The following is a 26,809-nucleotide window of genomic DNA, read 5'->3' as shown; positions in this document are numbered from 1 at the left end:
CTGCATTGCAGGGCTTTTTTATTGCCGGTGAGTTAACTTAGCTGACTACCGATATTTTTGATCAACCCATAGATGCTGTTTATCAAAATCAGTTGCAAGGTTGGCGGGAGGCGAAAGCCTGATGGACAGTGTTGATCTGAATGTATTACGCAGCGTGCTGGAATGGCGCCTCGCCGGGCAGCGAGTGGTGCTGTACAGCGTGGTCCAGACCTGGGGCAGCGCCCCGCGTCCGCCGGGGGCGATGCTGGCCTTGCGCGGCGACGGGGTGGTGATTGGCTCGGTGTCCGGCGGCTGTATCGAGGACGACTTGATCGCCCGGTTGCAGGACGGTCGGCTGCCTGACGACGGGCCGCCGGTGCAGCTTGTCACCTACGGTGTCACCCGGGACGAAGCGGCGCGTTTTGGCCTGCCGTGTGGCGGCACCCTGCGTCTCACCGAAGAGCGGGTGAGTGATCCGGGTTGGGTAGCTGAACTGCTGGCGCGCTGTGAGGCCCACGAGATTGTCGCCCGTGAGTTGGACCTGGCCACCGGCGAGGTGGTGTTGAGCGGTGCGAGCAAGACCGATGTGGTCAGCTTCAACGGCGAGCGTTTGCGCGCGATTTACGGTCCGCGCTGGCGCCTGCTGCTGATCGGCGCGGGCCAGCTGTCACGTTATGTGGCGGAAATGGCTCGGTTGCTGGATTTCGAAGTGCTGATCTGCGACCCGCGCCAGGAGTTTGTTTATGGCTGGGAGGAGCAGCACGGGCGCTTTGTGCCGGGTATGCCGGATGAAGCGGTGTTGAATATCCAGACCGATGAACGCACCGCCATTGTCGCGCTCACCCATGACCCGCGCCTGGATGACATGGCGTTGCTGACGGCCCTCAATTCCCGGGCGTTCTACATAGGCGCGCTGGGTTCGCGGGTCAACAGCCAGAAGCGCCGGGAAAACCTCGCGGCACTGGGGCTCAGTGCGGACGCCATTGCGCGGCTGCATGGGCCGATTGGCCTGCATATCGGCAGCCATACGCCGGCGGAAATCGCCTTGTCGTTGATGGCGGAAATCGTCGCCATCAAGAACGGGATCGATCTGCTGCAGAAAAAGCCGTTGCAGGCAGCGGTCAGTTGACGGGCATCGCCGTAATCATCCTGGCGGCGGGGCAGGGCAGTCGTTTTCGGGCCGAGGCGGGTGCCGATCAGGACAAGTTGCTGGCGCCCTGCGTGGGCCGGGATGGCATCACGCGGTCGGTGATCGAGCAGGTATTGGTGAATCTGCCGCCTGTGGCTACGAGACGTTGGCTGGTGACGTCACCGGATCGCACCGAAGTGATTCGGTTGGCTAAGGTGCACGGTTGCGAAGTATTGCTTTTGCGCTCGCCGGGCATGGGTGACAGCATCGCCGCAGCGGTGGCGGCCAGTGGGCCGTCGGCTGGTTGGCTGGTGGTGTTGGGGGATATGCCGTTTGTCCTGCCGGCAAGTATCGAGCAAGTGATGGCAGGCCTGGAGGAAGACGGTATCAGCGCCCCGGTGCATGCAGGTCAGTACGGGCACCCCGTGGGGTTTGGCCGTTCATTCGGTCCGGCCTTGATCGCGCTGACCGGAGACCGCGGAGCAAAACCGTTATTTGCCAAGGCTTCGGTGCAGGAAGTCGTAGTCGATGATCCCGGTGTGTTGTGGGACGTCGATGTGCCAGGGTTGTTGGACTACCGCTAACTGATGTAACGGGCATAAAAAAGCCCCGCCTGATCACTCAGGCGGGGCTTTTTAGTGGCCGATGGAATCAGACGAGGGGTTTAGGCTCGTGCTCTTCTTCCTGGGCCTTAGGGTGGTGCTCTACCACTTCTTCAACGGAACGTACGTTCTCGTCGATGGCAGGGGCACTGTGCTCAACCACGGCTTCGGTGACCGGAGCAGGGGCTGCCTCGGCAACTTCAGCGACGGCTGGAGCGGCTTCGGCAGCGGCCTTGGCAGCAGCGGCAGCCGCTTCAGCTTCCTTGCGACGACGACGCACTTCGCGTGGGTCGTTCGGCGCACGGCCATTTTCGGTCAGGGCGCTGGCCGGAGCGGCTTCAACCACCGGGGCTGCCACTTCGGCAACCACTGGCGCTTCAACCACTGGCGCAGGCTCGGCAACAACGGCCACAGGTTCAGCAGCGACCACCACTTCAGCGACTGGCACTGGAGCTTCTTCGACCACTGGCGCAGGCGCTGGAGCTTCAACCGCTTCAACCACCGGGGCAGGTTCGGCAGACCACTGGAAGGCGGTCTGTTCTTCGCGAACTTCACGCACTTCAGGGGTTGGCTCGGCTACCGGTGCTTCAACGGCAGCTTCAACCACGGGCGGTTGTTCAACAACCACGGCAGGCTCGGCAACCACGTCGATTTCAGGCTGAGGCTCGCGAACTTCACGAACTTCACGAACGTGACGAGCCGGAGCTACTTCCACTTCCGGAACAACCGGGGCTTCGACCGGGGTCGTTGCTTCAACCACTGGCGCTTCGACGGCTGGCGTCTCTACAACAGTGTTTTCCTGGATGGCAGCGGTGGCTGCTTCAGCTTGCTCGTTGGCCTGGGCTTCAGCAGGTGCGCTGATGACCGAGCTGGCGACAGCAGCGGTAACGGCCAGGCCGGCAGCCAGTTCGGCGCCAGTCGGTTCGCCGGTAGCGGCTGCGTTGGCTTCGCCGGTCTCTTCCGAGCCTTCGATTTCGTTGCCGTTGGCATCACGTTGACGCTCACGACGGTTGCTGCGACGACGCTGGCCACGGGAGCGGCGGCGTGGACGATCGCCTTCGGCGTTGTCCTGGCCGTCTTCCTGTTGCTGGTCTTCGTTGGACAGCAGCTCTTCTTCTTCACCGGCTGGAGCCGCTTGCTCGGCACGTGGTTGACGCTCTTCACGAGGAGGGCGTGGCGCACGTTCTTCACGCGGCTGACGAGCTGGACGCTCTTCAGCAGTGGCAGCGGTGGCAGCAGCAGCGGCTACGGCTGGAGCGGCATCCAACGGCTCGCGCAGTTCACGCACGCGTTCTTCACGTTCGCCACGTGGCTTGCGGTCTTCACGTGGAGCACGTGGAGCACGCGGTGCACGTTCTTCGCGTGGTGCACGCTCTTCACGGGCTACGGTTGGTGTTTCTTCACGGGCTTCGCGCGGTTGGCGCTCTTCACGTGGGGCGCGTTCTTCGCGGGGTGCACGTTCTTCACGAGGCTTGCGCTCTTCGTCACGGCGACCGTTGCGATTGCGGCTCTGCTGGCGACCGTTGCGACGCTCTTCATTGCGTGCAGGGCGTTCAGTCACAGGCTTCTCGACCACAACTGGAGCCACCGGCTCTTCCTTGGTGGCGAACAGGCTGACCAGCGACTTCACCAGACCCTTGAACAGGCTTGGCTCAGGCAGGGCAGCTGGTGCGGCAACCGGCGCAGCTGCCTCGACCGGAACCGGTGCGTTGGCACGGGCTGGCGCGGTCTTCACGGCGGCTTCCTGGCGAACCAGGGTGCGGGTCGCAGCGGCTGGCTGGACTTCTTCCACTTCGGCAGCGGCAGCAGCGATTTCGTAGCTGGACTGGTTGACGTGGGCTTCCGGGCTGTCATCACGCAGGCGCTGCACTTCGAAGTGCGGCGTCTCGAGGTGATCGTTCGGCAGGATGACGATGCGGGCGCGGGTGCGCAGTTCGATCTTGGTGATCGAGTTGCGTTTTTCGTTGAGCAGGAACGCAGCGACCGGGATCGGCACCTGGGCGCGCACTTCGGCAGTGCGGTCTTTCAGGGCTTCTTCTTCGATCAGGCGCAGGATCGCCAGCGACAGCGATTCAACGTCACGGATGATGCCGGTGCCGTTGCAACGCGGGCAGACGATGCCGCTGCTTTCACCCAGGGATGGACGCAGGCGCTGACGGGACATTTCCAGCAGGCCGAAGCGCGAAATGCGGCCGACCTGTACGCGGGCACGGTCAGCTTCCAGGCATTCGCGGACTTTCTCTTCCACGGCGCGCTGGTTCTTGGCCGGGGTCATGTCGATGAAGTCGATCACGATCAGGCCGCCGATGTCACGCAGGCGCAGCTGGCGGGCGATTTCTTCAGCCGCTTCCAGGTTGGTCTGCAGGGCGGTTTCTTCGATGTCGCTACCCTTGGTGGCACGCGCCGAGTTGATGTCGATGGACACCAGGGCTTCGGTCGGGTCGATCACGATGGAGCCGCCGGAAGGCAGTTCGACGACGCGCTGGAAAGCGGTTTCGATCTGGCTTTCGATCTGGAAACGGTTGAACAGCGGAACGCTGTCTTCGTACAGCTTGATCTTGCTGGCGTACTGCGGCATCACCTGGCGGATGAAGGTCAGGGCTTCGTCCTGGGCTTCGACGCTGTCGATCAGCACTTCGCCGATGTCCTGGCGCAGGTAATCGCGGATGGCGCGGATGATCACGTTGCTTTCCTGGTAGATCAGGAATGGCGCGGAACGATCCAGGGACGCTTCCTTGATAGCGGTCCACAGTTGCAGCAGGTAGTCGAGGTCCCACTGCATTTCTTCGCTGCTGCGGCCCAGGCCGGCAGTGCGCACGATCAGGCCCATGTCGGCCGGAGCGATCAAGCCGTTCAGCGCTTCACGCAGTTCGTTGCGCTCTTCGCCTTCGATGCGACGGGAGATACCGCCGGCACGCGGGTTGTTCGGCATCAGGACCAGATAACGGCCAGCCAGGCTGATGAAGGTGGTCAGGGCGGCGCCCTTGTTGCCACGTTCTTCTTTTTCTACCTGAACGATGACTTCCTGGCCTTCGCTCAGGACGTCCTTGATGTTCACGCGGCCTTCAGGGGATTTCTTGAAGTATTCGCGGGAGATTTCTTTGAGGGGCAGGAAACCATGGCGCTCGGAGCCGAAATCGACAAAGGCAGCCTCAAGGCTTGGTTCGATGCGAGTAATCCGGCCTTTATAGATGTTGGCCTTCTTTTGCTCGCGTGCACCGGACTCGATGTCCAGGTCGTAGAGGCGTTGGCCGTCTACCAGTGCAACACGCAACTCTTCGGGTTGAGTTGCGTTAATCAGCATTCTTTTCATGTTGTACCGTCGGTTTCCGGGCTGCCGGAAACGGCGTTCGGCACACACGACTTCTCACGGTCGGTGTCAGGTGCGTCAAGAGTGGTTGGCCACTCCAGTGTCCAGCAATACCCGCCAAAATGGGCGGTATCGCGACGTACGCTTCCTGCTTGCTGTGGTGACTTAAGCACTCAGTCAGGAGGAGGAATCAACCGGCGACTGTGGACGAGATGAAGCGTCTAAATATAAGCCTAGTGCTACACAGTCCGACGGTTGTGCATCTCCACCCTACACGTATCCCTGATAATTCGGGTGCTGCCGCGCGCAGAATCCGCAGCGGGTTGGCATTTACCGTGTTCTCCAATGGGGAGTCCACGCTCATGGCTAAACAAGACCGGGTGTGGGCGATTGTGCTCTCACTCAGCTCGTAACAGGCGTTGTTTCCGAAGCATTCGCCGTGGTCTGGCTCCAGACTGACTGCACTTTGTGAACTGGCCGTAAATATCGGCGCAAAAGGCGAGTAATCACTCTGCTTTTTGCACTCGCTTCAGGCCTCATGTCACCTGCGCTTGTTACAATCTCGAGCCTTCCAGGGTGGCGAAAGCCCCGTAGGACGGCCTCGCGTCCTGATGAATTGCGATGGTCAGGGCCGGCAGTTTGCCGCTAGTCCTCTGTCCAGGCCGCTTTTGGCGGCGTTCGCGACTATAGCAGCAATGATTAAGTGCTTCAATTCCATAAAAAATTGTTATCATCGCCGCCATGACGACTACCGCCCCCCAGACCCCCAGCGTCCAGCTGCTCGAGGTCTCGCCGGAATATGCCGGCCAACGCATCGACAACTTTCTTCTTGCCAGGCTCAAAGGCGTGCCCAAGACCTTGATTTACCGCATTTTGCGTAAAGGCGAAGTGCGCGTGAACAAAGGCCGGATCAAGCCCGAGTACAAGCTGCAGGCGGGCGACATCGTCCGCGTGCCGCCGGTGCGGGTGCCTGAGCGTGACGAACCGGTCCCACTGGCCCAGGGCCTGTTGCAGCGCCTTGAAGCGTCGATTGTCTTCGAAGACAAGGCACTGATCGTGATCAACAAGCCGTGTGGCATCGCGGTCCACGGTGGCAGCGGCCTCAACTACGGGGTGATCGAAGCCTTTCGTCAGTTGCGCCCGGATGCCAAGGAGCTGGAGCTGGTCCACCGTCTGGACCGTGACACCTCCGGCCTGTTGATGATCGCCAAGAAACGCAGCATGTTGCGCCACCTGCATGCCGCCCTGCGCGGTGATGGCGTGGACAAGCGCTACATGGCGCTGGTGCGTGGCAACTGGGCCACCTCGATCAAGAGCGTGCGCGCGCCGTTGCAGAAGAGCAACCTGCGTTCCGGCGAGCGCATGGTCGAGGTGGACGAGGAGGGCAAGGAGGCGCTGACCCTGTTCAAGGTGCTGCGCCGCTTTGGTGACTTTGCCACCATGGTCGAGGCCAAGCCGGTCACTGGCCGTACCCACCAGATTCGTGTGCACACCCTGCATGCGGGGCACTGCATTGCCGGCGATACCAAATACGGCGATGAAGATTTCTCCAAGGAAATCCGCGACCTGGGTGGCAAACGCCTGTTCCTGCACGCCTACATGCTGACCGTGCCGCTGCCCGATGGTGGCGAATTGAAGCTGCAAGCGCCTGTCGATGAAATGTGGGCCAAGACCGTGGAGCGCCTGAGTGTCGCACCCTGACTACAAGCTGTTGATCTTTGACTGGGATGGCACGCTGTGTAATTCCATTGGTCGGATTGTCGAGTCGATGCACGCGGCGTCGACCCGTTCCGGTTATGCATTGTGCGACGACCTGGCGGTCAAGGGCATTATTGGCCTGGGCCTGCCGGAAGCGATCCGCACCCTGTACCCGGAGATTGGTGATGACGAGCTGATAGCGTTTCGTCAGCACTACGCCGATCACTACATGGCGCTCGACGCCCAGCCTTCGCCGCTATTTGAAGGCGTGGCGCAGGCCATGGAAGCATTTCGCGCCGACGGTTATCACCTTGCGGTCGCGACCGGCAAGGCCCGTCGCGGCCTGGACCGGGTGCTCAAGGCTCATGGCTGGGAAGATTATTTCGACGCCACCCGTGCGGCGGACGAAACCGCCAGCAAGCCCCACCCTCTGATGCTCGAGCAGATCCTCGCTCAATGTGGCGTGTCGCCTCGGCAGGCGTTGATGGTGGGTGATGCGTCGTTCGACCTGATGATGGCGCGTAATGCTGGCATGGACTCCGTGGCGGTCAGCTACGGCGCCCAATCTGCCCAGGCGTTGCAGGCCTACGAGCCGCGCCTGACAATTGACCGTTTTTCTGAATTGCAGGCCTGGCTCAGCCGGGCCCATTAAGTCTTTGCTGGGGTAGATGGCATGACCGATGAGTGGAAAGCGCCTGAGAAGGCCAATGCCAATAACAATGGCGATGACAGAAGCTGGAAGTTGCTGGAGAAGACCTTGCTGGCCAGTGTTCAGGAGCAGCGCCGCTCCCGGCGTTGGGGGATCTTTTTCAAGCTTCTGACCTTTATTTATCTGTTGGGCATGCTGGTGCTGTTCAGTCCGCTGATGGACATGGAGAAGAGCGCCACCCGAAGCGGTAATTACACGGCGTTGATCGAAGTGCGCGGAGTGATTGCCGACAAGGAGTCTGCCAGTGCAGACAACATCGTCAGCAGCCTGCGGGCGGCCTTCGAGGACTCCAAGGTCAAGGCTGTGATCCTGCGCATCAACAGCCCGGGCGGCAGTCCGGTGCAATCGGGTTACGTGTACGACGAGATTCGTCGCCTGCGCGCCTTGCACCCGGACATCAAGCTGTATGCAGTGATTTCCGACCTGGGTGCCTCGGGTGCCTACTACATCGCCAGTGCTGCCGACCAGATCTATGCCGACAAGGCCAGTCTGGTGGGTTCGATTGGTGTGACGGCGGCCGGTTATGGCTTTGTCGGCACCATGGAGAAGCTCGGGGTTGAGCGTCGTACCTACACGTCAGGTGAGCATAAGTCGTTCCTGGACCCGTTCCAGCCGCAAAAGGCGGATGAAACCCAGTTCTGGCAGGGTGTGCTGGATACCACTCATCGGCAGTTCATCGCCAGTGTGAAGCAGGGGCGCGGTGACCGGCTCAAGGATAAGGAACATCCGGAGCTGTTTTCCGGTCTGGTCTGGTCTGGCGAGCAAGCGCTGCCATTGGGCTTGATCGATGGCCTGGGCAGTGCCAGTTCGGTGGCGCGGGACGTGATTGGCGAGAAAGAACTGGTGGACTTCACTGTTCAGGAATCGCCGTTTGATCGTTTCTCCAAGAAGCTGGGTGCCAGTGTGGCTGAGCAGTTGGCGATGTGGATGGGCTTTCAGGGTCCGACCCTGCGCTGAGATCTTGAGCGCGACAAGGCTCAAAGTGTGGGAGCTGGCTTGCCTGCGATAGCATCACCTCGGTGCAACTGATGTACCGAGGTGTCTGCATCGCAGGCAAGCCAGCTCCCACATTCGTTTGTGGTGTTCTCAGGGAATCTGTACGCCTTCGGCCAGTAGCATGTCCACCAGTCGGATCAGCGGCAGTCCGACCAGGCTGGTGGCGTCTGGACCTTCGGTGCTTTGAAACAGGCTCACCCCCAGGCCTTCGGCCTTGAAGCTGCCAGCGCAGTCGTAGGGCTGCTCGATGCGCAGGTAGCGTTCGATGCGTGCGGCGTCCAGCGTGCGCATGTGTACGGTGAAGGGGATGCAGTCGACCTGGCAATGGCCGGTGGCGCTGTTCAGTACAGCCAGGCCGGTCAGGAAGCTGACGCGCTTGCCACTGGCCGCCAGCAGTTGCTCACGGGCCTTCTCGAAAGTGTGGGGCTTGCCGATGATCTGGCCGTCGAGCGCGGCGACCTGGTCCGAGCCGATGATCAGGTGGCCCGGATGGCTGTCAGCCAGGGCGCGGGCCTTTTCCTCGGCCAGGCGCTTGACCAGCTCCACAGCGGACTCGTCCCGGCGGTGGCTTTCGTCGATATCCGGCGAGCTGCAGATGAACGGCAGGTGCAGGCGGTTCAACAATTCCCGGCGATAAACCGAGCTGGAAGCGAGTAATAAAGGCAGCATGGGCGTCTCCTCAAGGCAGTCGCGGATTCTAGCGGGGAGGCCCGGTGACGGACAGGGCTGAATTTCCTTTGACATGGCCGGGTGCATCCCTATAATGCTGCGCCTATGTTGAATGACCCGATTCCACCTCACGTTGACCCGCGCAAATTGGCTGATCGTGGCACCACCCTTCAAGGTGAGCTGCTCCTGGCCGATTTGGAGAGACTCTGCGACCCGCTTTCCGACACTGTCGGTACGGTGCAGGCTAAATTCGTTTTTGAACGAGATGAACGTAAGTCTGTGGTAATCCACAGCTTTATCGACACCGAAGTCAAAATGGTTTGCCAGCGTTGTCTTGAGCTGGTCACCCTGCCGATCCACAGCGAATGCAGTTATGCTGTGGTGAAAGAGGGTGCGAATACCCAGTCGTTGCCGAAAGGTTATGACGTGCTGGAACTGGGCGAAGATCCTTTGGATCTGCAGTCACTGATCGAGGAGGAGCTTTTGCTCGCCTTGCCCATTGTGCCTGCTCATCATCCGGAAGAATGCCAGCAGCCGGCGGGTCTCGATGAGCCCGAACCGAGCGAGGACGAGGTAACGCGGTCCAACCCGTTCAGTGTATTGGCGCAGTTAAAGCGTGACCCAAACGTTTAGGAGTTAATCAATTATGGCTGTTCAGCAGAACAAAAAATCCCGCTCTGCCCGTGACATGCGTCGTTCGCACGACGCCCTGACGGCAAGCACTCTGTCTGTAGAAAAAACCACCGGTGAAGTTCACCTGCGTCACCACGTATCGCCAGAAGGCGTATACCGTGGCCGTAAAGTGATCGACAAGGGCGCTGACGAGTAATCACTTGTCTGCTCAAGTCATCGCGATTGACGCAATGGGCGGGGACTTCGGTCCCCGCAGCATTGTTCAGGCCTGCATTGCTTGCCTGTCTGCCACGCCCTCGCTGCACCTGACCCTCGTCGGTCAACCCTCCTTACTTGAAGAACTGATTGCCAGCCATCCGGCGGTGGATCGCGCGCGGCTGACTATTACACCGGCCAGCGAAACCATCACCATGGATGAAAAGCCTGCGCAGGCCTTGCGCGGCAAGCCTGATTCTTCGATGCGGGTGGCGCTTGAGCTGGTACGCGACGGCAAGGCCCAGGCCTGTGTCAGTGCCGGCAATACCGGGGCGTTGATGGCGTTGTCCCGGCATGTGCTGAAAACCCTGCCGGGCATTGACCGGCCGGCGATGGTTGCGGCTATTCCGACCCAGCAGGGCTATTGCCAGTTGCTGGACCTGGGGGCGAACGTCGATTGCAGTGCCGAGCATCTGCTGCACTTTGCCCTGATGGGCTCGGTGGCGGCCGAAGCGCTGGGCGTGGCCCGGCCTCGGGTGGCGCTGCTGAATATCGGCACCGAAGACATCAAGGGCAACCAGCAGGTCAAGCTGGCGGCGACGCTGTTGCAAAGCGCGCGAGGCCTGAACTACATCGGCTTTGTCGAGGGTGACGGTCTGTACCGCGGCGAAGCCGACGTGGTGGTATGCGACGGTTTTGTCGGCAATATCCTGCTCAAGTCCAGCGAGGGCCTGGCGACGATGATTGCTGCGCGCATCGAGGCCTTGTTCAAGCGCAACCTGGCGTCACGCCTGGTGGGCGCCCTGGCGCTGCCCTTGATGCGGCGCTTGCAGGCTGACCTGGCTCCGGCGCGGCACAATGGTGCGAGTTTCCTCGGGTTGCAGGGCATCGTGGTGAAAAGTCATGGTTCGGCGGGGGTGCAGGGTTTTCAAAGTGCCATCCAGCGCGCCTTGATCGAGATCCAGGAAAACCTGCCGCAACGCTTGCACGGCCGCCTTGAGGATCTGTTGCCTTAGGCGAATCGGGCCGGAAATGCTTAAATGTGACCGGCCAGTTCAATTGACCATCCAATCTGTCAGTTTCTTGCGCTCCCACGTGTGGGGTGCCAATTTCCGACGACCAGATCATTAGGGGCTTGTTACATGTCTACATCCCTCGCATTCGTCTTTCCAGGGCAGGGTTCGCAGTCCCTCGGCATGTTGGCCGAGCTGGGCGCGGAACATCAGTTGGTCCTGGACACTTTCAAGGAAGCCTCCGATGCCTTGGGTTACGACCTGTGGGCACTGACCCAGCAAGGGCCGGAAGAGCTGCTCAATCAAACCGACAAGACCCAACCCGCCATCCTCACCGCCTCCATCGCCCTGTGGCGTCTGTGGCTGGCTGAAGGCGGCGCACGTCCGGCCTACGTTGCCGGTCATAGCCTGGGCGAATACAGCGCCCTGGTAGCTGCTGGCAGCCTGACCCTCGGTGAAGCGGTCAAGCTGGTGGAGCGTCGTGGCCAGTTGATGCAGGAAGCGGTTCCTGCCGGGCAGGGCGGTATGGCTGCCATTCTCGGCCTGGAAGATGCTGACGTGATTGCCGCCTGCGCCGAAGCGGCCCAGGGCGAAGTGGTCAGCGCCGTGAACTTCAACTCCCCTGGCCAGGTGGTGATCGCCGGCGCCAAGGCGGCGGTAGAGCGCGCCATCGAAAGCTGCAAGGCCCGTGGCGCCAAGCGTGCGTTGCCGTTGCCGGTCAGCGTGCCGTCCCACTGCGAACTGATGCGCCCGGCTGCCGAGCGTTTCGCCGAGTCGATCGCTGCGATCAACTGGCAGGCGCCGCAGATTCCGTTGGTGCAGAACGTCAGTGCCGCCGTGGCCTCTGACCTGGAAACCCTCAAGCGCGATCTGCTGGAACAGCTGTACAAGCCGGTTCGCTGGGTTGAGTCGGTGCAGACCCTGGCCGCCAACGGCGCCACCCAATTGGTAGAGTGCGGCCCGGGCAAAGTCCTCGCCGGCTTGAACAAGCGTTGCGCCGAAGGCGTGTCGACTTCCAACCTCAATACCCCGGATGCCTTCGCTGCCGCTCGCGCAGCCCTGGCCTGACGTTAATTTCCGAACCTAGGAGAAGCCTGCATGAGTCTGCAAGGTAAAGTTGCACTGGTCACCGGCGCAAGCCGTGGCATTGGCCAGGCGATCGCCCTGGAGCTGGGCCGTCTGGGCGCTGTGGTCATCGGTACCGCAACCTCCGCCGCCGGCGCTGAACGTATTGCCGCGACGCTGAAGGAAAACGGCGTCCAGGGCACCGGTCTTGAGCTTAACGTGACCAGCGATGAGTCCGTGGCGGCCGTATTGGCTGAAATCACGGCGCAATTCGGTGCACCGGCTATTCTGGTGAACAATGCCGGTATTACCCGCGATAACCTGATGATGCGTATGAAAGACGACGAGTGGCATGACGTCGTTGATACCAACCTGAACAGTCTGTTTCGCCTGTCCAAGGGTGTTTTGCGCGGCATGACCAAGGCTCGTTGGGGTCGAATTATCAATATTGGCTCTGTTGTGGGTGCCATGGGCAACGCAGGCCAAGTAAACTACGCAGCCGCCAAGGCCGGTCTGGAAGGTTTCAGCCGTGCATTGGCGCGTGAAGTAGGCTCGCGGTCGATTACGGTCAACTCGGTGGCCCCAGGGTTCATCGACACCGATATGACCCGCGAATTGCCTGAAGCGCAGCGTGAAGCGTTGCTGACGCAGATTCCGCTGGGCCGTCTGGGCCAGGCCCAAGAGATCGCGAATGTGGTCGCTTTCCTGGCATCCGACGGTGCGGCATACGTGACTGGGGCTACAATCCCGGTGAACGGCGGGATGTACATGAGTTAAATTGTGACGGATCGCTTCAAAAAAATGTCATACGAGCTGTCTAAAATCCGTTATAAAGCTGCAATCTATTTATAGGCAGATGGCCAATAGGGTACGAGGGTGAAGCTTTCAGTTGAAAAGCTGAAAAGTCTTTCTATACACTTACCCACTGGCCAGCTGCCTGAATTTGTCCATTAGGAGTGAAAACAAGGTATGAGCACCATCGAAGAGCGCGTCAAGAAAATCGTTGCCGAGCAACTGGGCGTTAAAGAAGAAGAAGTGACCAACAGCGCTTCCTTCGTTGAAGACCTGGGTGCCGACTCCCTTGACACCGTTGAGCTGGTGATGGCTCTGGAAGAGGAATTCGAGACCGAAATCCCGGACGAAGAAGCTGAAAAAATCACTACCGTTCAAGCTGCTATCGACTACGTTACTAGCCACCAGGCGTAATAGTTTGTAATCGTCGCTTGCTGTGATGGAAAAACCGCACTGCCCTATGGCGTGCGGTTTTTTCCTTTAAGCCTGATGCAAAGTGTCGTCATTAGAAAAAGGAGAGTGCTGTGTCGCGTAGACGCGTCGTAGTCACCGGTATGGGTATGTTGTCGCCACTGGGTACGGATGTGCCGAGCAGTTGGCAGGGCATTCTGGCTGGCCGCAGTGGTATTGGTCTGATCGAACACACGGACCTTTCTGCCTATTCCACCCGTTTTGGCGGCTCGGTAAAGGACTTCAATGTCGAGGAATATCTCTCGGTCAAAGAGTCCCGCAAACTCGACCTGTTCATTCAATACGGCCTGGCAGCCGGTTTTCAGGCAGTGCGTAATGCCGGCCTGGAAGTCACCGACGCCAACCGTGAGCGCATCGGCGTGGCCATGGGTTCGGGTATTGGCGGTCTGACCAATATCGAAGAAACCAGCCGCACCCTGCATGAGTCCGGCCCTCGCAGAATTTCACCGTTCTTCGTGCCTGGCTCGATCATCAACATGATTTCCGGTTTCCTGTCCATCCACTTGGGTGCCCAGGGGCCTAACTACGCCATTTCCACGGCGTGCACCACGGGCACTCACTGCATCGGCATGGCGGCGCGCAATATCGCCTATGACGAGGCCGACGTGATGATCGCCGGCGGTGCCGAGATGGCCGCCTGCGGTTTGGGCATGGGCGGCTTCGGCGCGTCCCGTGCGTTGTCGACCCGCAATGACGAGCCGACCCGTGCCAGTCGTCCGTGGGACAAGGGCCGCGACGGTTTTGTTCTGGCCGACGGTGCCGGTGCGCTGGTACTCGAAGAGCTGGAGCACGCGAAGGCCCGTGGCGCCACCATCTACGCCGAGCTGATTGGTTTCGGCATGAGCGGTGATGCGTACCACATGACCTCGCCTCCGTCGGACGGCGCGGGTGCTGCACGCTGCATCACCAATGCGTTGCGTGATGCCAAGGTCAACGTTGACCAGGTGCAGTACATCAATGCCCATGGCACTTCGACCCCGACCGGCGACCTGGCGGAAGCCGAGGCCATCAAGTCGGTGTTCGGCGAGCATGCCTACAAGCTGGCGGTCAGTTCCACCAAGTCCATGACCGGGCACCTGTTGGGTGCGGCGGGCGCGGTCGAGGCAATCTTCAGCGTGCTGGCCATCAAGGATCAGGTCGCTCCGCCGACCATCAACCTCGATGAACCGGATGAGGGCTGCGACCTGAACTTCGTGCCTCACGAGCCGCAGAAGATGCCGATCGACGTGGTGCTGTCCAACTCGTTCGGTTTTGGTGGTACCAACGGTTCCCTGGTGTTCCGCCGGTTCGCCGAGTGATGGAGAGCTGGGTCGACGGTCAGCCGGCGGGCGCAGTGCCCCTGAAAGACCGTGGCCTGGCATACGGTGATGGGCTGTTCGAGACCATTGCCGTCAAGGCCGGGCAGCCCGTGCTGCTTGACCGCCACCTGCAGCGCCTTGAAGAAGGTTGCAGGCGGTTGGCGATTGTTGCGGATCAACCCCTGATCCGCAGCGAATTGCTGGCCTACGCCGCTGCCCTCGGTGACGGTGTACTCAAGTTGATCCTAACCCGTGGCGACAGCCAGCGCGGTTATGGCATCAGTGCTGGCGCTCCGGCGCGGCGCATTCTGCAAGGCAGTCCACCTGCCACTTATCCCCCGGAACATGCAGCGTCAGGCATCCGCCTGTTTGCGTGTACCACGCGTTTGTCCGAGCAACCGTTGCTCGCCGGCCTCAAGCACCTCAATCGACTGGAACAGGTGTTCGCCCGCGCCGAATGGCAGGATGCCGAACACGCCGAAGGTTTGATGCTGGATATGTCCGGTCGAGTCATCGAAGGCGTCTTCAGCAACCTGTTTCTGGTGCGTAACGGCGTGTTGCTGACCGCTGATCTGAAACGCTGCGGCGTCGCCGGCGTCATGCGGGCCGAGGTGTTGGCCCAGGCGCAGGCGTTGGGCATTCCGACGAGCGTGGCCGATATCAGCCTTGAGCAGCTGCAACAGGCCGATGAAGTCTTGGTGTGCAACAGCGTATATGGCATTTGGCCGGTGCGCGGATGTGCTGCGATGAGCTGGCCGGTTGGGCCGCTCACCCGTAAACTGCAGGGCATTGTTCGCGCACTATTGGATATTTGATTTGAGACGTAAATTTGTATTGTTGCTGGAGATCGGTCTGGTCCTGGCGGGTTTGCTGCTGGGCGCTTCGGCCTGGAAGCTGAACTCGGCCCTTGAGCAGCCCTTGAATCTGACCCAGGAGCAATTGCTGGACGTACCGGCTGGCGCGACGCCCACCGGCACCTTCAATCGCCTGGAAAATGACGGCGTGCTCAAGGATGCGTTCTGGTTGCGTCTCTACTGGCGCTTCAACCTCGACGGCCAGCCGCTGCACAGCGGCGAATACCGCATGACCCCGGGCCTCACCGCCGAGGGCCTGATCGGCTTGTGGCAGCGTGGCGAAGTGGTGCAGTACAGCATTACGCTGGTGGAAGGCTGGAACTTCCGCCAGGTGCGCGCGGCCCTGGCCAAGCATGAAAAGATCGAGCAGACCCTGTCCGGCCTGAGTGACAGCGAGGTGATGGAAAAACTCGGCCACCCGGGCGTATTTCCTGAAGGGCGCTTCTTCCCGGACACCTACCGCTTCGTGCGCGGCATGAGCGACGTCGAACTACTGAAAAAATCCTACAACCGTCTGGACGATGTCCTCGCCCAGGAGTGGAGCAAGCGCGCGGCCGATGCGCCGTACACCGACCCCTATCAAGCGCTGATCATGGCCTCGCTGGTGGAGAAAGAAACCGGCGTGCCGGAAGAGCGCGGCCAGATCGCCGGGGTATTCGTGCGGCGCATGCAGATCGGCATGCTGCTGCAAACCGACCCGACGGTGATCTACGGCCTCGGTGAGCGCTACACCGGCAAGCTGACCCGCGCACACCTCAAGGAAGCCACGCCCTACAACACCTACGTGATCGCCGGCCTGCCGCCGACGCCGATCGCCATGGTCGGGCGGGAGGCGATTCATGCTGCGCTGAACCCGGTGGCGGGCAGCAGCCTGTATTTCGTTGCCCGAGGCGATGGCAGCCATATTTTCTCGGATAACCTGGATGCGCATAACGCAGCAGTGCGTGAGTTCCAGATGAAGCGTCGCGCCGATTACCGTTCCAGCCCGGCGCCGGCGGCAAAGCCTGCGGACGCGCCGCTGGATACGCCCGCCGAGCCGGCTCCGGCACCCGATGACGCCGCACCGCAAAGCCCGCAATGACTCTGACTAAGGACTGCCTGTGACTGGCTTGTTTATTACCCTGGAAGGCCCGGAAGGCGCCGGCAAGAGCACCAATCGTGAATACCTGGCCGAGCGCCTGCGCGCCGAAGGTATCGAGGTGCTGCTGACCCGTGAGCCTGGCGGCACGCCACTGGCCGAGCGTATCCGTGAAGTGCTGCTGACCCCGGGCGACGAACAGATGAACCCCGACACCGAGCTGTTGCTGGTGTTCGCCGCCCGCGCCCAGCACCTGGCCGAAGTCATTCGCCCGGCACTGGCCCGGGGCGCCGTGGTGATTTGTGACCGGTTTACCGATTCCACCTATGCCTATCAGGGCGGCGGTCGTGGCTTGTCCCTGGAGCGCATTGCGGCCTTGGAGACCTTCGTCCAGGGCGATTTGCGGCCCGACCTGACCCTGGTGTTCGATCTCCCGGTGGAAGTCGGCATGGCCCGTGCCACCGCCCGGGGTCGCCTCGATCGTTTCGAACTGGAAACCCGAGTCTTTTTTGAAGCTGTGCGCGGCGCGTTTCTCAAGCGCGCCGAAGCCGACCCCGCTCGTTACTACCTGTTGGACGCCGCACAACCGTTGACTCAGGTTCAGCAGTGCATTGACGCCCTGTTGCCGAAGCTTGTGGAGCGTGTCCGTGGCTGAAGCCTATCCATGGCAGGACAGCCTCTGGCAGCAACTGGCGGGCCGTGCCCAGCACGCCCACGCCTACCTGCTCCACGGCCCGGTGGGCATCGGCAAGCGCGCCCTGGCCGAGCGGCTGATGGCCAGCTTGTTGTGCCAGCGGCCCAACGGCCTGGAAGCCTGCGGCGAATGTAAATCCTGCATGCTGCTCAAGGCCGGCAGCCACCCGGACAACTATCTGCTGGAACCGGAAGAGGCCGACAAGGCGATCAAGGTCGACCAGGTGCGTGATCTGGTCAGCTTCGTGGTGCAGACCGCGCAGATGGGCGGGCGCAAGGTGGTGCTGATCGAACCGGTGGAGTCGATGAACATCAACGCCGCCAATGCCTTGCTCAAGAGCCTGGAAGAACCGTCCGGCGATACCGTGCTGCTGCTGGTCAGCCACCAGTCCAGCCGCCTGCTGCCGACCATTCGCAGCCGCTGCGTGCAGCAGGCCTGCCCGTTGCCGAGCGAAGCCATGAGCCTGCAGTGGCTGGCCCAGGCGTTGCCGGACTGCGGCGAGGCGGAGCGCGTCGAGTTGCTGACCCTGGCGGCCGGTTCGCCCCTGGCGGCGGTCAAGCTCCAGGCCCAGGGCGTGCGTGAACAGCGTGCGCTGGTGGTGGACGGGGTGAAGAAACTGCTCAAGCAGGAAGTGTCGGCCACGCAACTGGCCGAAAGCGCCTGGAAAGACATTCCCTTGCTGCTGCTGTTCGACTGGTTTTGCGACTGGTCGAGCCTGATCCTGCGCTACCAGCTGACCCAGGACGAAAACGGCCTTGGGCTGCCGGACATGCGCAAAGTCGTGCAATACCTGGCGCAGAAGAGCGCCCAGGACAAGGTGCTGAACATCCAGGACTGGATCCTCGCCCAACGCCAGAAGGTCCTCGGCAAGGCCAACCTCAATCGCGTGCTGTTGCTTGAGGCCTTGCTGGTGCAGTGGGTCGGTTTGCTCGGCCGCCGTTAATTTCAGTGGCCGACGGGTGTATCGTTGGCCAGACACTTTCCGTGACTCAAGTTGTAGATCCCTATGCTCGTAGATTCCCATTGCCACCTTGATCGCCTCGACCTGGCCCAGCACGGCGGCTCCCTCGACGCCGCCCTTGAAGCTGCGCGCCAGCGCGGGGTAGGGCACTTCCTGTGCATCGGCGTCAGCGCGGAAAACGCCGCCGACGTCAAAGCCCTGGCCGATCGTTATGCCGACGTCGACTGCTCGGTGGGCGTTCACCCGCTGGACCTCAAGCCCGGCGAAGCCCCGGCCCTCGACTGGCTGCTCGGCGAACTCAATCACCCACGCGTGGTGGCCATCGGTGAGACCGGCCTGGATTACCACTACGAACCGGAAGCTGCCGAGTTGCAGCAGGCGTCGTTCCGTCTGCACCTGCAAGCCGCCCAGCAGACTGGCAAGCCGGTGATCGTCCACACCCGTGGCGCCCGTGCCGACACCCTGACCCTGCTGCGCGAAGCCGCGCTGCCCCAGGCTGGTGTGCTGCATTGCTTCACTGAAGACTGGGACATGGCCAAGGCCGCGCTGGACCTTGGTTTCTACATTTCCTTGTCGGGCATCGTGACCTTCCGCAACGCCGATGCCCTGCGCGATGTTGCACGCCAGGTCCCGGCAGACCGCCTGCTGGTGGAAACCGATTCGCCGTACCTGGCGCCAATTCCCCATCGCGGCAAACCCAACCTGCCGGAATACGTACGGGATGTGGCGGATTACCTGGCGATGCTGCGGGGCGAGTCCTACGAGCGCTTTGCCGAACAGACCACCGAAAACTTCAAGCGCCTGTTCCCGCTGGCCCACGTCGGCCACTGAATCGCAGGCAAAAAAAACCCGGGTTCTGGGGGGTGAATCCGGGCTAAGACCATTAGGAGTAAAACAAGGGTACGCAGTCCGTCGGTACCCAGGTCGACGCGTCACTTGGGGGAGATGCCACGCCGACATTTCAAGTATTGATCAGTATCCGATTCAGTCCAGCCACATCTGATCGTTTTTTAAACAGATTTGGAATACGCCCGCTTCGGTTGAGTTCTCATTGGATGCGATGCACACGCGCCAATCACCTGTTTTATTTCTGACTCGAATCGGCACATTCGTTGGCGTGTTGTAAGTTAAGTGCAAAGGTTGTTCATATAGGCGTTGCCCAACGACCGTTCAGTCGGGATAATCCCGCGCACCGGGTAAAACGTTCCGACAAGCACGGCTTGGGGAGCGAACGCCCTTCCAATATCCATCTCTGCAGACCTTTTTCTTATGCACAAAGAACCCCGCAAGGTCCGTGAGTTTCGCCGCCGCGAGCAGGAAATTCTCGACACCGCACTCAAGCTGTTCCTCGACCAGGGTGAAGACAGCGTCACCGTCGAGATGATTGCGGATGCCGTGGGTATCGGCAAAGGCACCATCTACAAGCACTTCAAGTCCAAGGCCGAGATCTACCTGCGCCTGATGCTCGACTACGAGCGCGACCTGAACGAGCTGCTGCACTCGGCCGATGTCGACAAGGACAAGGAAGCGCTGTCCCGCGCCTACTTCGAGTTCCGCATGCGTGACCCGCAGCGCTACCGCTTGTTTGATCGCCTGGAAGAAAAAGTGGTGAAGGGCCATCAGGTGCCGGAAATGGTCGAGGAGCTGCACAAGATCCGTGCCTCGAACTTCGAACGCCTGACCCTGCTGATCAAGGGCCGTATCAGCGAAGGCAAGCTCGAAGACGTGCCACCGTATTTCCACTACTGCGCCGCCTGGGCGTTGGTGCACGGCGCCGTGGCGTTGTACCACTCGCCGTTCTGGAGCAATGTGCTGGAAGACCAGGAAGGTTTCTTCCAGTTCCTGATGGACATCGGCGTGCGCATGGGCAACAAGCGCAAGCACAGCACTGATTTGCCGAACGCCGAAACGCCGGCCACTTGAATCATTCGCCAGCGTGATGGCGATATGATTTCCTGCCCAGCGCAGTAACCCAGGAATATACTCAGGCAAGGACCTTGCTAAAACTTGATTTTTCAGTCAGGTTTTAGCGCGCCCGAATTATCCTCTGCCGGAGTGATCCATGATCGTTGATCGTCAAGGCAGGCGATTCCGCAATTTGCGGATCAGCCTGACCTCAGCCTGCAATTACGCCTGTACCTACTGCGTGCCCAACGGCAAGCGGCTGGTGGCTGCGCAGGACGAACTGTCGGCCGAGGCGATGGCGCGGGGTGTCGAGTACCTGATCGAGGCCGCCGGCATCGAGCGCCTGCGGATTACCGGCGGTGAACCGTTGGTCAGCCCCAAGCTGGAAGCCTTCATGGGCGCGGTGGGGCAGATGGGGCTCAGTGATATCAGCCTGACCACCAACGGCCAACTGCTGGCGCGCAAACTGCCGCTGCTGGTGGACGCCGGGATTCGCCGGATCAACGTGTCCCTCGACACCCTGGACGCCGACGCCTTCCGCAGCATCGCTCGCGGTGGCGACCTGGCCACCGTGCTCGATGGCATGGACCAGGCGAGCGCCGCCGGAATCAAGATCAAGGTCAACATGGTGCCGCTGCGCGGCCAGAACCTCGACCAGGTGATGCCGCTGCTCGACTACTGCCTGGAGCGTGGCTACGAGTTGCGCTTTATCGAATTGATGCGCATGGGCCACCTGGCCAACGATTCCAACGCGTTCCTGCAGCAATTCGTCAGCCTCCAGCAATTGCTCAGCCTGATCGGCGAACAGTACGAATACCTGCAAGCCAACGCCCCGGTGGACGCCACTGCCGTGCGCTACGAAGTGCCCGGCAAAGGTTTCTTCGGTGTCATCGCCAACGAAAGCGTGCCGTTCTGCCGGACCTGTTCGCGTTTGCGCCTGTCGTCCACCGGCTGGCTGCATGGCTGCCTGTCGTCGAGCAACCGCCACTACGTCGGCGACCTGCTGGACAAACCCCGCCACCAGGCCCTGCCGGCCTTGCAGCGCTTGTTGGTCAAGGCCTTGGGTGACAAGCAGGAAGTGGCCTTCTCCGGCGGCGCCACCATCATGAAGATCATCGGCGGCTAGTCTCGCAAGCTGGCGCAAAATCTGCATCTCGTGCCCATTCGCCGGTTTTCCGTCACCGGCCTTTGGAGAATTAGGATGCGTAGTCTGGTTTTGGTGCTGGCGTCACTCGCGCTGGGTGGCTGCATGACCGTCAGTGATATGGCCGAAGGCACGCGCTATCAGATGAGCGATGCCGGGCTGCTGGACCACAGCGATACTCGCCGCGTCAATTCGGTCCGCATACAGCCGGACTCCTTCGTCTTCATCGCCCAGGGCGCCTTCACCCCGCCGGGCAGTGCTTATCCGCGGCCTAACGTGGTGGCCGAGGAAGCCTTCAACGGCTTTGTCGAATATTTTCCGATGGTCCGCCGCGCCCGCAAACCCGAAGGCCTGGAACAGGCGATGTCTGAAGCCCGCGCGGCCGGTGCGCATTACCTGCTGTACTGCCGCTTTGCCCAGGCGGATGACCGGATCGGTAACGCCGATGAATGGTCTGACCAGGAGGCGGTGGATCGCCTGGGCATCGACACCGGCACCATTCAGGTCATGTTGATCGAGACCAGCACCCAGTATTTGATTGATACTGTGCGCATTCACAGCCGTGGCGGTTTACTGACGTTCCACGACAACAAGCCTGATGATCTGATCGGCAAGCCCCTGGCGCACTACGCGCGCAGCCTGTTGGGCATGAGCGATCAGTAAGACACAAGGAGAGCAGCATGACCGATTCGGCCAAGGCCAATGAGTTGTTGGCGCAATTGCCCAAGGGCAAGGGGCCCGCGCCGGTGCATCTGTGGAACCCGGCGTTTTGCGGCGATATCGACATGCGCATCGCCCGCGACGGCACCTGGTTCTACATGGGCACGCCGATTGGCCGCAAGCCGATGGTCAAGCTGTTCTCCAATATCATTCGCCGCGATGGCGATGATTATTTCCTGATCACCCCGGTGGAAAAGGTCGGGATCAAGGTCGATGACGCGCCCTTTGTCGCCGTGACCCTGGAAGTCGAAGGGCAGGGCGAGAGCCAAGTCCTGCGCTTTACCACCAATGTCGATGAACAGGTCGAAGCCGGTATCGAACATCCGCTGCGGGTGATGATTGACCCGGAAACCCAGGAACCCTCGCCGTACCTGCGGGTGCGCACCAACCTCGAAGCCTTGGTCCATCGCAATGCGTTCTATCAGTTGGTGGAGTTGGCGGTGACCCGTCCGATCAACGGTAAGAACTGGCTTGGCGTCTGGAGCGGCGGGGTATTTTTCCCCATCGGCCTGGAGCCCTGAGGCTGATTTCTCGCTCTCCCTGAAATAAATCGCTTGCTGTAGCCGGGCGCTTTCGGTTATCAATTTGTACATGATTAGACATGTCCGATTTGATAAGAAAAAACGCGTCGTCGACGAGCTGATCCGCCGTATCGAGGGTGGAGTGATGGCTGACGGTGTCCTGCTGCCGGGCGAGCACCAACTGGCCGAAGAGTTTTCCGTCAGCCGCGGCACCCTGCGTGAAGCCCTGGCCGAACTCAAGCGCCGCAGCTACATCGCCACCCAAAGCGGTGTCGGCTCCATCGTCACCTTCGACGGCATGGTGCTCGACCAGCGCAGCGGCTGGGCCCAAGCCCTGGCCGACACCGGCGCGGTGGTGACCTCCGAAATCCTGCGCCTGGAAGCGGTCACCCGCCCGGACCTGCTCAGCCGTCACGGCAGCGACCAATTCATCGCCCTCGACCGCCGCCGTCGCGCTGCCGACGGCACGTTCGTGTCCCTGGAGCGCTCGCTGATGCCGGCCTCGGGTGGCCTGGAAAGCCTGCCGCAAGTCGGCCTGATCGATAATTCCCTGACCATCACCCTGGCGGCCTATGGCTATGTCGGCGCCACCGGCAACCAATGGATCGGTGCCGAGCCTCTGAACGAAGAAGACGCCCAGCTCCTGGGGCGCCCGGTGGGCACGGTGTTCCTCAAGGCCCTGCGCACCACCTACGACCGCCAGGACCGCTTCATGGAATCCGTCGAAAGCCTGCTCGACCCTCTGCATTTCCGCTTGCACCTTCAATTTGGAACACCGACATGACCGCCACCACCCGCGCCCTCGGCGCCTTCTACGGCCTGGCCTTGGGCGATGCGTTGGGCATGCCCACCCAGTCCCTGAGCCGCGAGCAGGTCAAGGCGCGTTTCGGCGCGATCACCGGCCTGGAAGATGCCGACGCCGATCAGCCGATCGCGCCGAACATGCCCAAGGGCTCGATCACCGATGACACCGAACAGGCCATCCTCGTCGGCCAGTTGCTGGTGGACGGGCAGGGCAGGATTGAACCCACCGAACTCGCCCAACGTTTGATCGACTGGGAAGCGGTGATGCGCGCCAAGGGTTCCCAGGATTTGCTGGGCCCCTCGACCAAGCGTGCGATCGACATGATCCTGGCGGGCCATACCCCGGAAGAGTCCGGTCGCTACGGCACCACCAACGGCGCCGCCATGCGCATCACCCCGGTGGGCATCGCGGCGGACGTCAACGACCCGGCGCAGTTTATCCAGGCGGTGATCCAGGCGTGCCAGGTCACCCATAACACCAACCTGGGCATCTCCAGCGCGGCGGCGGTGGCGGCGGTGGTTTCCGCCGGGATCAACGGCGTCGATCTGGGCGAAGCGCTGAACATCGGCACGCAGATCGCCCAGCAGGCGGAAAACCACGGCCACTGGATTGCCGGCGGGCGCATCGCCACCCGCATCAGTTGGGCGCGCACCTTGAGCGTCGACAGCGGCGACAAGGCGCTGTTTACCGACCTGCTTTACGAATTGATCGGCACCTCCGTGGCGTCCCAGGAATCGGTGGTGGTGTCGTTTGCCCTCGCGCAGCAAGTCGCGGTGGGTGAAATGAACGCCATCGAAGCCCTGTGCATGGCCGCCAGCCTCGGCGGCGACACCGACACCATCGCCGCGATTCTCGGCGCGATGCTCGGTGCGTGCCTGGGGATGCAGTGCTGGCCTGAGGCGATGATCGAACAGGTCAAGCAGGTCAACCGCCTGGACCTGGAACCCTTGGTCCAAGGCCTGCTCGATCTGCGCTGAGCACCGCAGATTAAAAAATGTGGGAGCGGGCTTGCTCGCGAAAGCGGTGCATCAGTGACACATGCGTTGCCTGACACACCGCTTTCGCGAGCAAGCCCGCTCCCACATTGATCCAGTCGAGTCAGGAAGACCGGCACACAGATTCAACTTGCCAACCTGCCACAACCACAAAAAAACAGGCATCAGGAGCACCCCACCATGAGTACGTCCTCTTCCGGCCAAAGCGCCGGGCAATTGGAAACACGCGGCATCGAGCCGGTCCCGGAAGGCGAGTGCAACGGCCATCCGCTGCAACTGTTCTGGGTCTGGTTTGCGGCCAACATCAGCATCCTCGGCTTGCCCCTGGGCGCGACCCTCGTAGCGTTTCGCGGCCTGGCGATCTGGCAGGCAATCATCGTGGCGATCCTCGGCGCCGCCGGCTCGTTTGCGGTGGTGGGCATCATCTCCATCGCCGGCCGTCGTGGCCGTGCACCGAGCCTGACCCTGTCCCGGGCGATCTTTGGCGTACGCGGCAATATCGGGCCGACGCTGGTGTCGCTGATGTCGCGCCTCGGCTGGGAAACCGTCAACACCACTACGGCTGCGTTCGTGCTGTTGTCGTTGTGTTCGATCCTGTTCAATTCGCCGGTTGCCGCCAAAAGCGCTCCGGTACTGACCCTGCTGTTCATCGGCATCTTCGTGCTGCTGACCCTCGCCGTGTCGGGCCTGGGCCATGCCACCTTGCTGGTGATCCAGAAGTGGGCCACCTACGTGTTCGGCGCACTGAATATCCTGGTGGGCGGTTTCCTCTGCGCCACCATCGATTGGAGCGCGGTGTTCAACGCCACGCCTGCGCCGTTGAGCGCGATGATCATTGGCATCGGCACCATGGCCGCCGGTACGGGTATCGGCTGGGCCAACGCCGGTGCCGACATGTCGCGCTACCAGCACCGCAGCGTCAAGGCCGTGCGCCTTGTGGCCTCTGCGGCATTCGGTGCGGGGATTCCGCTGGTGCTGTTGATCACCCTCGGCGGTTTGCTGTCGGTGGGCAACAACGACCTGGCGTCGGCCACTGACCCGATCATCGCGATTCGCGACATGCTGCCGACCTGGATGGCGGTGCCGTACCTGATCACCGCGTTTGGCGGGCTGTTGCTGTCGAATAACCTGTCGGTGTACTCGGCGGGGCTCACCACCTTGACCCTCGGTTTGAAGGTCAAGCGCGTGCACGCGGTGATCGTCGACATCGTTGCGATCTTCGCCGGTTCGATCTACTTCATGCTGATCGCCGACAGCTTCTACGGCCCGTTCATCACCTTCATCTCGTTGCTGGCGGTACCGATCACCGCCTGGGTCGGGATCTTTGTCGTCGACCTGATTCATCGCCACTACTACAGCCCCAAAGACCTGCTGGACGTAACGCCAAGCAGCGCCTACTGGTACCGTGGCGGAGTTGAATGGCGTGCGTTCGGCGCCTGGGCGATTGCGATCGTGCTGGGCTTCAGCTTCACCACCATCGGCACCACGGCCGAGAACATCTGGTTCGCCGGTCCGCTGTCCGATTCGTGGCTGGGCCACAACGGCCTGGGCTGGATCGTCACCTTCCTGGTGGCCGGCGGGATTTATGCGGTACTGGGTGGCGCGGCTGATCGTCGCCCGGCTTTGGTAGAGAGCGCTAATGTCTAGATTGCTGCACAGCGGCCAGGTCATCGTTGACCTGGTCATGTCCCTCGACACATTGCCTGCCACCGGTGGCGATGTATTGGCCAACTCCGCCAGCTTCGAAGCCGGCGGTGGCTTCAACGTGATGGCCGCGGCCCGACGCAACGGCTTGCCGGTGGTCTACCTGGGCCGCCATGGCACCGGCCGCTTCGGCGACCTGGCGCGCGCGGCGATGCAGGCCGAGGGCATTGAAATGGCCCTGGCCGCCAGCGACGACAAGGACACAGGCCTGTGTGTGTCCCTGACCGAAGCCACTACCGAGCGCACCTTCATTTCCCATATCGGTGCTGAGGGTGACTTGCTGGCGCAAGACCTGGCCAATGCGGTGCCCGGCGACGACGACTATGTGTACGTCAGCGGCTACAGCCTGCTGCTGGAAGGCAAGGCCAAGGCGTTGCTCGATTGGCTATTGGCATTGCCGCGCGAGATCAAGGTGGTGTTCGATCCGGGCCCGCTGGTGAAGGCACCGGACTCGGCCTTGATGGTCGCCCTGTTGCCGCGTATCGATATCTGGACCAGCAACGGTCCGGAAGCGCTGGCCTTTACCGGCGCGAGCGATCTGGCGGGGGCATTGCTCAAGCTCAACGAGCACTTGCCCGCCGACCCCTTGCTGGTGGTGCGCGATGGGCCGAATGGCTGCTGGATCAGCCGTAATGGCCAGGGCGAGCATGTGCCGGGATTCAAGGTCAAGGCGGTGGACAGCAACGGTGCCGGCGATGCTCACGCCGGGGTGTTTATCGCCGGCCTGGCCAATGGTTTGGCGCCAGCTGTCGCGGCACGTCGCGCGAACGCGGCGGCGGCCTTGGCGGTCACGCGCTGGGGGCCGGCCACCTCACCGGGCACGGCTGAAGTGGATGCGTTGTTGAGCGAGGGCTGATTCGGCAGAATAG

General features: G+C 61.6%; 27 protein-coding genes. 25 read left to right on the top strand and 2 right to left on the bottom strand.

Annotated features, from left to right (window positions below):
• The first annotated feature begins 121 nt into the window (after positions 1 to 121).
• Together AC3WKX_RS02805 and AC3WKX_RS02800 are read left to right on the top strand one after the other, a co-directional pair.
• Positions 122 to 1,108: an XdhC family protein gene (locus tag AC3WKX_RS02805; protein ID WP_008434978.1), complete on the top strand. Its 987-nt coding sequence runs from the start codon at positions 122 to 124 to the stop codon at positions 1,106 to 1,108.
• Complete coding sequence (locus AC3WKX_RS02800) at positions 1,105 to 1,692, top strand: nucleotidyltransferase family protein (RefSeq protein ID WP_102604972.1); 588 nt, start codon at positions 1,105 to 1,107, stop codon at positions 1,690 to 1,692. Before AC3WKX_RS02805 ends, AC3WKX_RS02800 begins: the two co-directional genes overlap by 4 nt.
• A gap of 67 nt (positions 1,693 to 1,759) precedes the next feature.
• On the opposite strand, the gene rne is transcribed toward AC3WKX_RS02800, so the two are convergent.
• Positions 1,760 to 5,023: a ribonuclease E gene (gene rne / locus AC3WKX_RS02795; protein ID WP_173883030.1), complete on the bottom strand. Its 3,264-nt coding sequence runs from the start codon at positions 5,021 to 5,023 to the stop codon at positions 1,760 to 1,762.
• Between the two features lie 738 nt (positions 5,024 to 5,761).
• Here rne and rluC point away from each other — a divergent pair.
• Genes rluC through AC3WKX_RS02780 form a run of 3 tightly spaced genes read left to right on the top strand, consistent with a single transcriptional unit; the run spans position 5,762 to position 8,384 of the window.
• Complete coding sequence (rluC, locus tag AC3WKX_RS02790) at positions 5,762 to 6,721, top strand: 23S rRNA pseudouridine(955/2504/2580) synthase RluC (RefSeq protein WP_004371325.1); 960 nt, start codon at positions 5,762 to 5,764, stop codon at positions 6,719 to 6,721.
• A complete protein-coding gene (locus AC3WKX_RS02785; RefSeq protein ID WP_004371323.1) occupies positions 6,708 to 7,370 on the top strand; it encodes an HAD-IA family hydrolase in 663 nt (220 codons plus the stop codon). Before rluC ends, AC3WKX_RS02785 begins: the two co-directional genes overlap by 14 nt.
• 21 nt (positions 7,371 to 7,391) lie before the next feature.
• Positions 7,392 to 8,384, top strand: a complete 993-nt coding sequence (locus AC3WKX_RS02780) for a S49 family peptidase (RefSeq protein WP_102604970.1) — start codon at positions 7,392 to 7,394, stop codon at positions 8,382 to 8,384.
• A 129-nt stretch (positions 8,385 to 8,513) separates the two neighbouring features.
• Here the strand turns inward: AC3WKX_RS02780 and AC3WKX_RS02775 are convergent, their stop codons facing one another.
• Entirely contained in the window at positions 8,514 to 9,092 is a 579-nt protein-coding gene (locus tag AC3WKX_RS02775; protein ID WP_008434969.1) for a Maf family protein, read from the bottom strand.
• Between the two features lie 105 nt (positions 9,093 to 9,197).
• On the opposite strand from AC3WKX_RS02775, the gene AC3WKX_RS02770 reads away from it, so the two are divergent.
• The 20 genes from AC3WKX_RS02770 (at position 9,198) to AC3WKX_RS02675 (ending at position 26,796) form a co-directional block, all read left to right on the top strand.
• Positions 9,198 to 9,725, top strand: a complete 528-nt coding sequence (locus AC3WKX_RS02770) for a YceD family protein (protein ID WP_004371317.1) — start codon at positions 9,198 to 9,200, stop codon at positions 9,723 to 9,725.
• A gap of 13 nt (positions 9,726 to 9,738) precedes the next feature.
• Positions 9,739 to 9,921: a 50S ribosomal protein L32 gene (rpmF, locus tag AC3WKX_RS02765; protein ID WP_004371305.1), complete on the top strand. Its 183-nt coding sequence runs from the start codon at positions 9,739 to 9,741 to the stop codon at positions 9,919 to 9,921.
• 4 nt (positions 9,922 to 9,925) lie between these two features.
• The gene (plsX, locus tag AC3WKX_RS02760; RefSeq protein WP_080673274.1) at positions 9,926 to 10,936 is read left to right on the top strand and encodes a phosphate acyltransferase PlsX; all 1,011 of its coding nucleotides are present in this window, start codon (positions 9,926 to 9,928) and stop codon (positions 10,934 to 10,936) included.
• A 126-nt stretch (positions 10,937 to 11,062) separates the two neighbouring features.
• The gene (fabD, locus tag AC3WKX_RS02755) at positions 11,063 to 12,001 is read left to right on the top strand and encodes an ACP S-malonyltransferase (RefSeq protein WP_102604969.1); all 939 of its coding nucleotides are present in this window, start codon (positions 11,063 to 11,065) and stop codon (positions 11,999 to 12,001) included.
• A gap of 30 nt (positions 12,002 to 12,031) precedes the next feature.
• Entirely contained in the window at positions 12,032 to 12,775 is a 744-nt protein-coding gene (gene fabG, locus AC3WKX_RS02750; protein ID WP_004371297.1) for a 3-oxoacyl-ACP reductase FabG, read from the top strand.
• Positions 12,776 to 12,967: 192 nt separating this feature from the next.
• Positions 12,968 to 13,204, top strand: a complete 237-nt coding sequence (acpP, locus tag AC3WKX_RS02745; RefSeq protein ID WP_004371293.1) for an acyl carrier protein — start codon at positions 12,968 to 12,970, stop codon at positions 13,202 to 13,204.
• A 110-nt stretch (positions 13,205 to 13,314) separates the two neighbouring features.
• Positions 13,315 to 14,559, top strand: coding sequence for a beta-ketoacyl-ACP synthase II (gene fabF / locus AC3WKX_RS02740; RefSeq protein ID WP_004371291.1), 1,245 nt, complete (start codon positions 13,315 to 13,317; stop codon positions 14,557 to 14,559).
• On the top strand, positions 14,559 to 15,374 hold the full coding sequence (pabC, locus tag AC3WKX_RS02735) for an aminodeoxychorismate lyase (RefSeq protein WP_008434963.1): 816 nt from the start codon (positions 14,559 to 14,561) through the stop codon (positions 15,372 to 15,374). The genes fabF and pabC overlap by 1 nt, the downstream gene beginning before the upstream one ends.
• Position 15,375: 1 nt before the next feature.
• Positions 15,376 to 16,494, top strand: coding sequence for an endolytic transglycosylase MltG (gene mltG, locus AC3WKX_RS02730; protein ID WP_023659249.1), 1,119 nt, complete (start codon positions 15,376 to 15,378; stop codon positions 16,492 to 16,494).
• Between the two features lie 19 nt (positions 16,495 to 16,513).
• On the top strand, positions 16,514 to 17,146 hold the full coding sequence (tmk, locus tag AC3WKX_RS02725; protein WP_008434959.1) for a dTMP kinase: 633 nt from the start codon (positions 16,514 to 16,516) through the stop codon (positions 17,144 to 17,146).
• Positions 17,139 to 18,128 (top strand): DNA polymerase III subunit delta', encoded by a 990-nt coding sequence (locus AC3WKX_RS02720; protein WP_004371282.1) that lies wholly within the window; start codon positions 17,139 to 17,141, stop codon positions 18,126 to 18,128. The genes tmk and AC3WKX_RS02720 overlap by 8 nt, the downstream gene beginning before the upstream one ends.
• Before the next feature lie 63 nt (positions 18,129 to 18,191).
• On the top strand, positions 18,192 to 18,977 hold the full coding sequence (locus AC3WKX_RS02715; protein ID WP_102604968.1) for a TatD family hydrolase: 786 nt from the start codon (positions 18,192 to 18,194) through the stop codon (positions 18,975 to 18,977).
• A 438-nt stretch (positions 18,978 to 19,415) separates the two neighbouring features.
• A complete protein-coding gene (locus tag AC3WKX_RS02710; protein ID WP_004371278.1) occupies positions 19,416 to 20,069 on the top strand; it encodes a TetR/AcrR family transcriptional regulator in 654 nt (217 codons plus the stop codon).
• A gap of 139 nt (positions 20,070 to 20,208) precedes the next feature.
• Positions 20,209 to 21,177 (top strand): GTP 3',8-cyclase MoaA, encoded by a 969-nt coding sequence (locus AC3WKX_RS02705; protein WP_004371275.1) that lies wholly within the window; start codon positions 20,209 to 20,211, stop codon positions 21,175 to 21,177.
• 75 nt (positions 21,178 to 21,252) lie between these two features.
• Positions 21,253 to 21,858, top strand: a complete 606-nt coding sequence (locus AC3WKX_RS02700) for a DUF4823 domain-containing protein (RefSeq protein WP_063027950.1) — start codon at positions 21,253 to 21,255, stop codon at positions 21,856 to 21,858.
• A gap of 17 nt (positions 21,859 to 21,875) precedes the next feature.
• Complete coding sequence (locus AC3WKX_RS02695) at positions 21,876 to 22,436, top strand: DUF1285 domain-containing protein (RefSeq protein WP_102604967.1); 561 nt, start codon at positions 21,876 to 21,878, stop codon at positions 22,434 to 22,436.
• Between the two features lie 70 nt (positions 22,437 to 22,506).
• On the top strand, positions 22,507 to 23,220 hold the full coding sequence (locus AC3WKX_RS02690) for a GntR family transcriptional regulator (protein ID WP_080673275.1): 714 nt from the start codon (positions 22,507 to 22,509) through the stop codon (positions 23,218 to 23,220).
• On the top strand, positions 23,217 to 24,218 hold the full coding sequence (locus AC3WKX_RS02685; protein WP_102604966.1) for an ADP-ribosylglycohydrolase family protein: 1,002 nt from the start codon (positions 23,217 to 23,219) through the stop codon (positions 24,216 to 24,218). The genes AC3WKX_RS02690 and AC3WKX_RS02685 overlap by 4 nt, the downstream gene beginning before the upstream one ends.
• Positions 24,219 to 24,416: 198 nt before the next feature.
• Positions 24,417 to 25,883 (top strand): purine-cytosine permease family protein, encoded by a 1,467-nt coding sequence (locus tag AC3WKX_RS02680; RefSeq protein WP_063027958.1) that lies wholly within the window; start codon positions 24,417 to 24,419, stop codon positions 25,881 to 25,883.
• Positions 25,876 to 26,796: a PfkB family carbohydrate kinase gene (locus AC3WKX_RS02675; RefSeq protein WP_102604804.1), complete on the top strand. Its 921-nt coding sequence runs from the start codon at positions 25,876 to 25,878 to the stop codon at positions 26,794 to 26,796. Before AC3WKX_RS02680 ends, AC3WKX_RS02675 begins: the two co-directional genes overlap by 8 nt.
• The last annotated feature ends 13 nt before the right edge of the window (positions 26,797 to 26,809 follow it).

The organism is Pseudomonas sp. GP01-A4, assembly GCF_058780865.1.
This window is presented reverse-complemented; position numbering and strand designations above follow the sequence as displayed.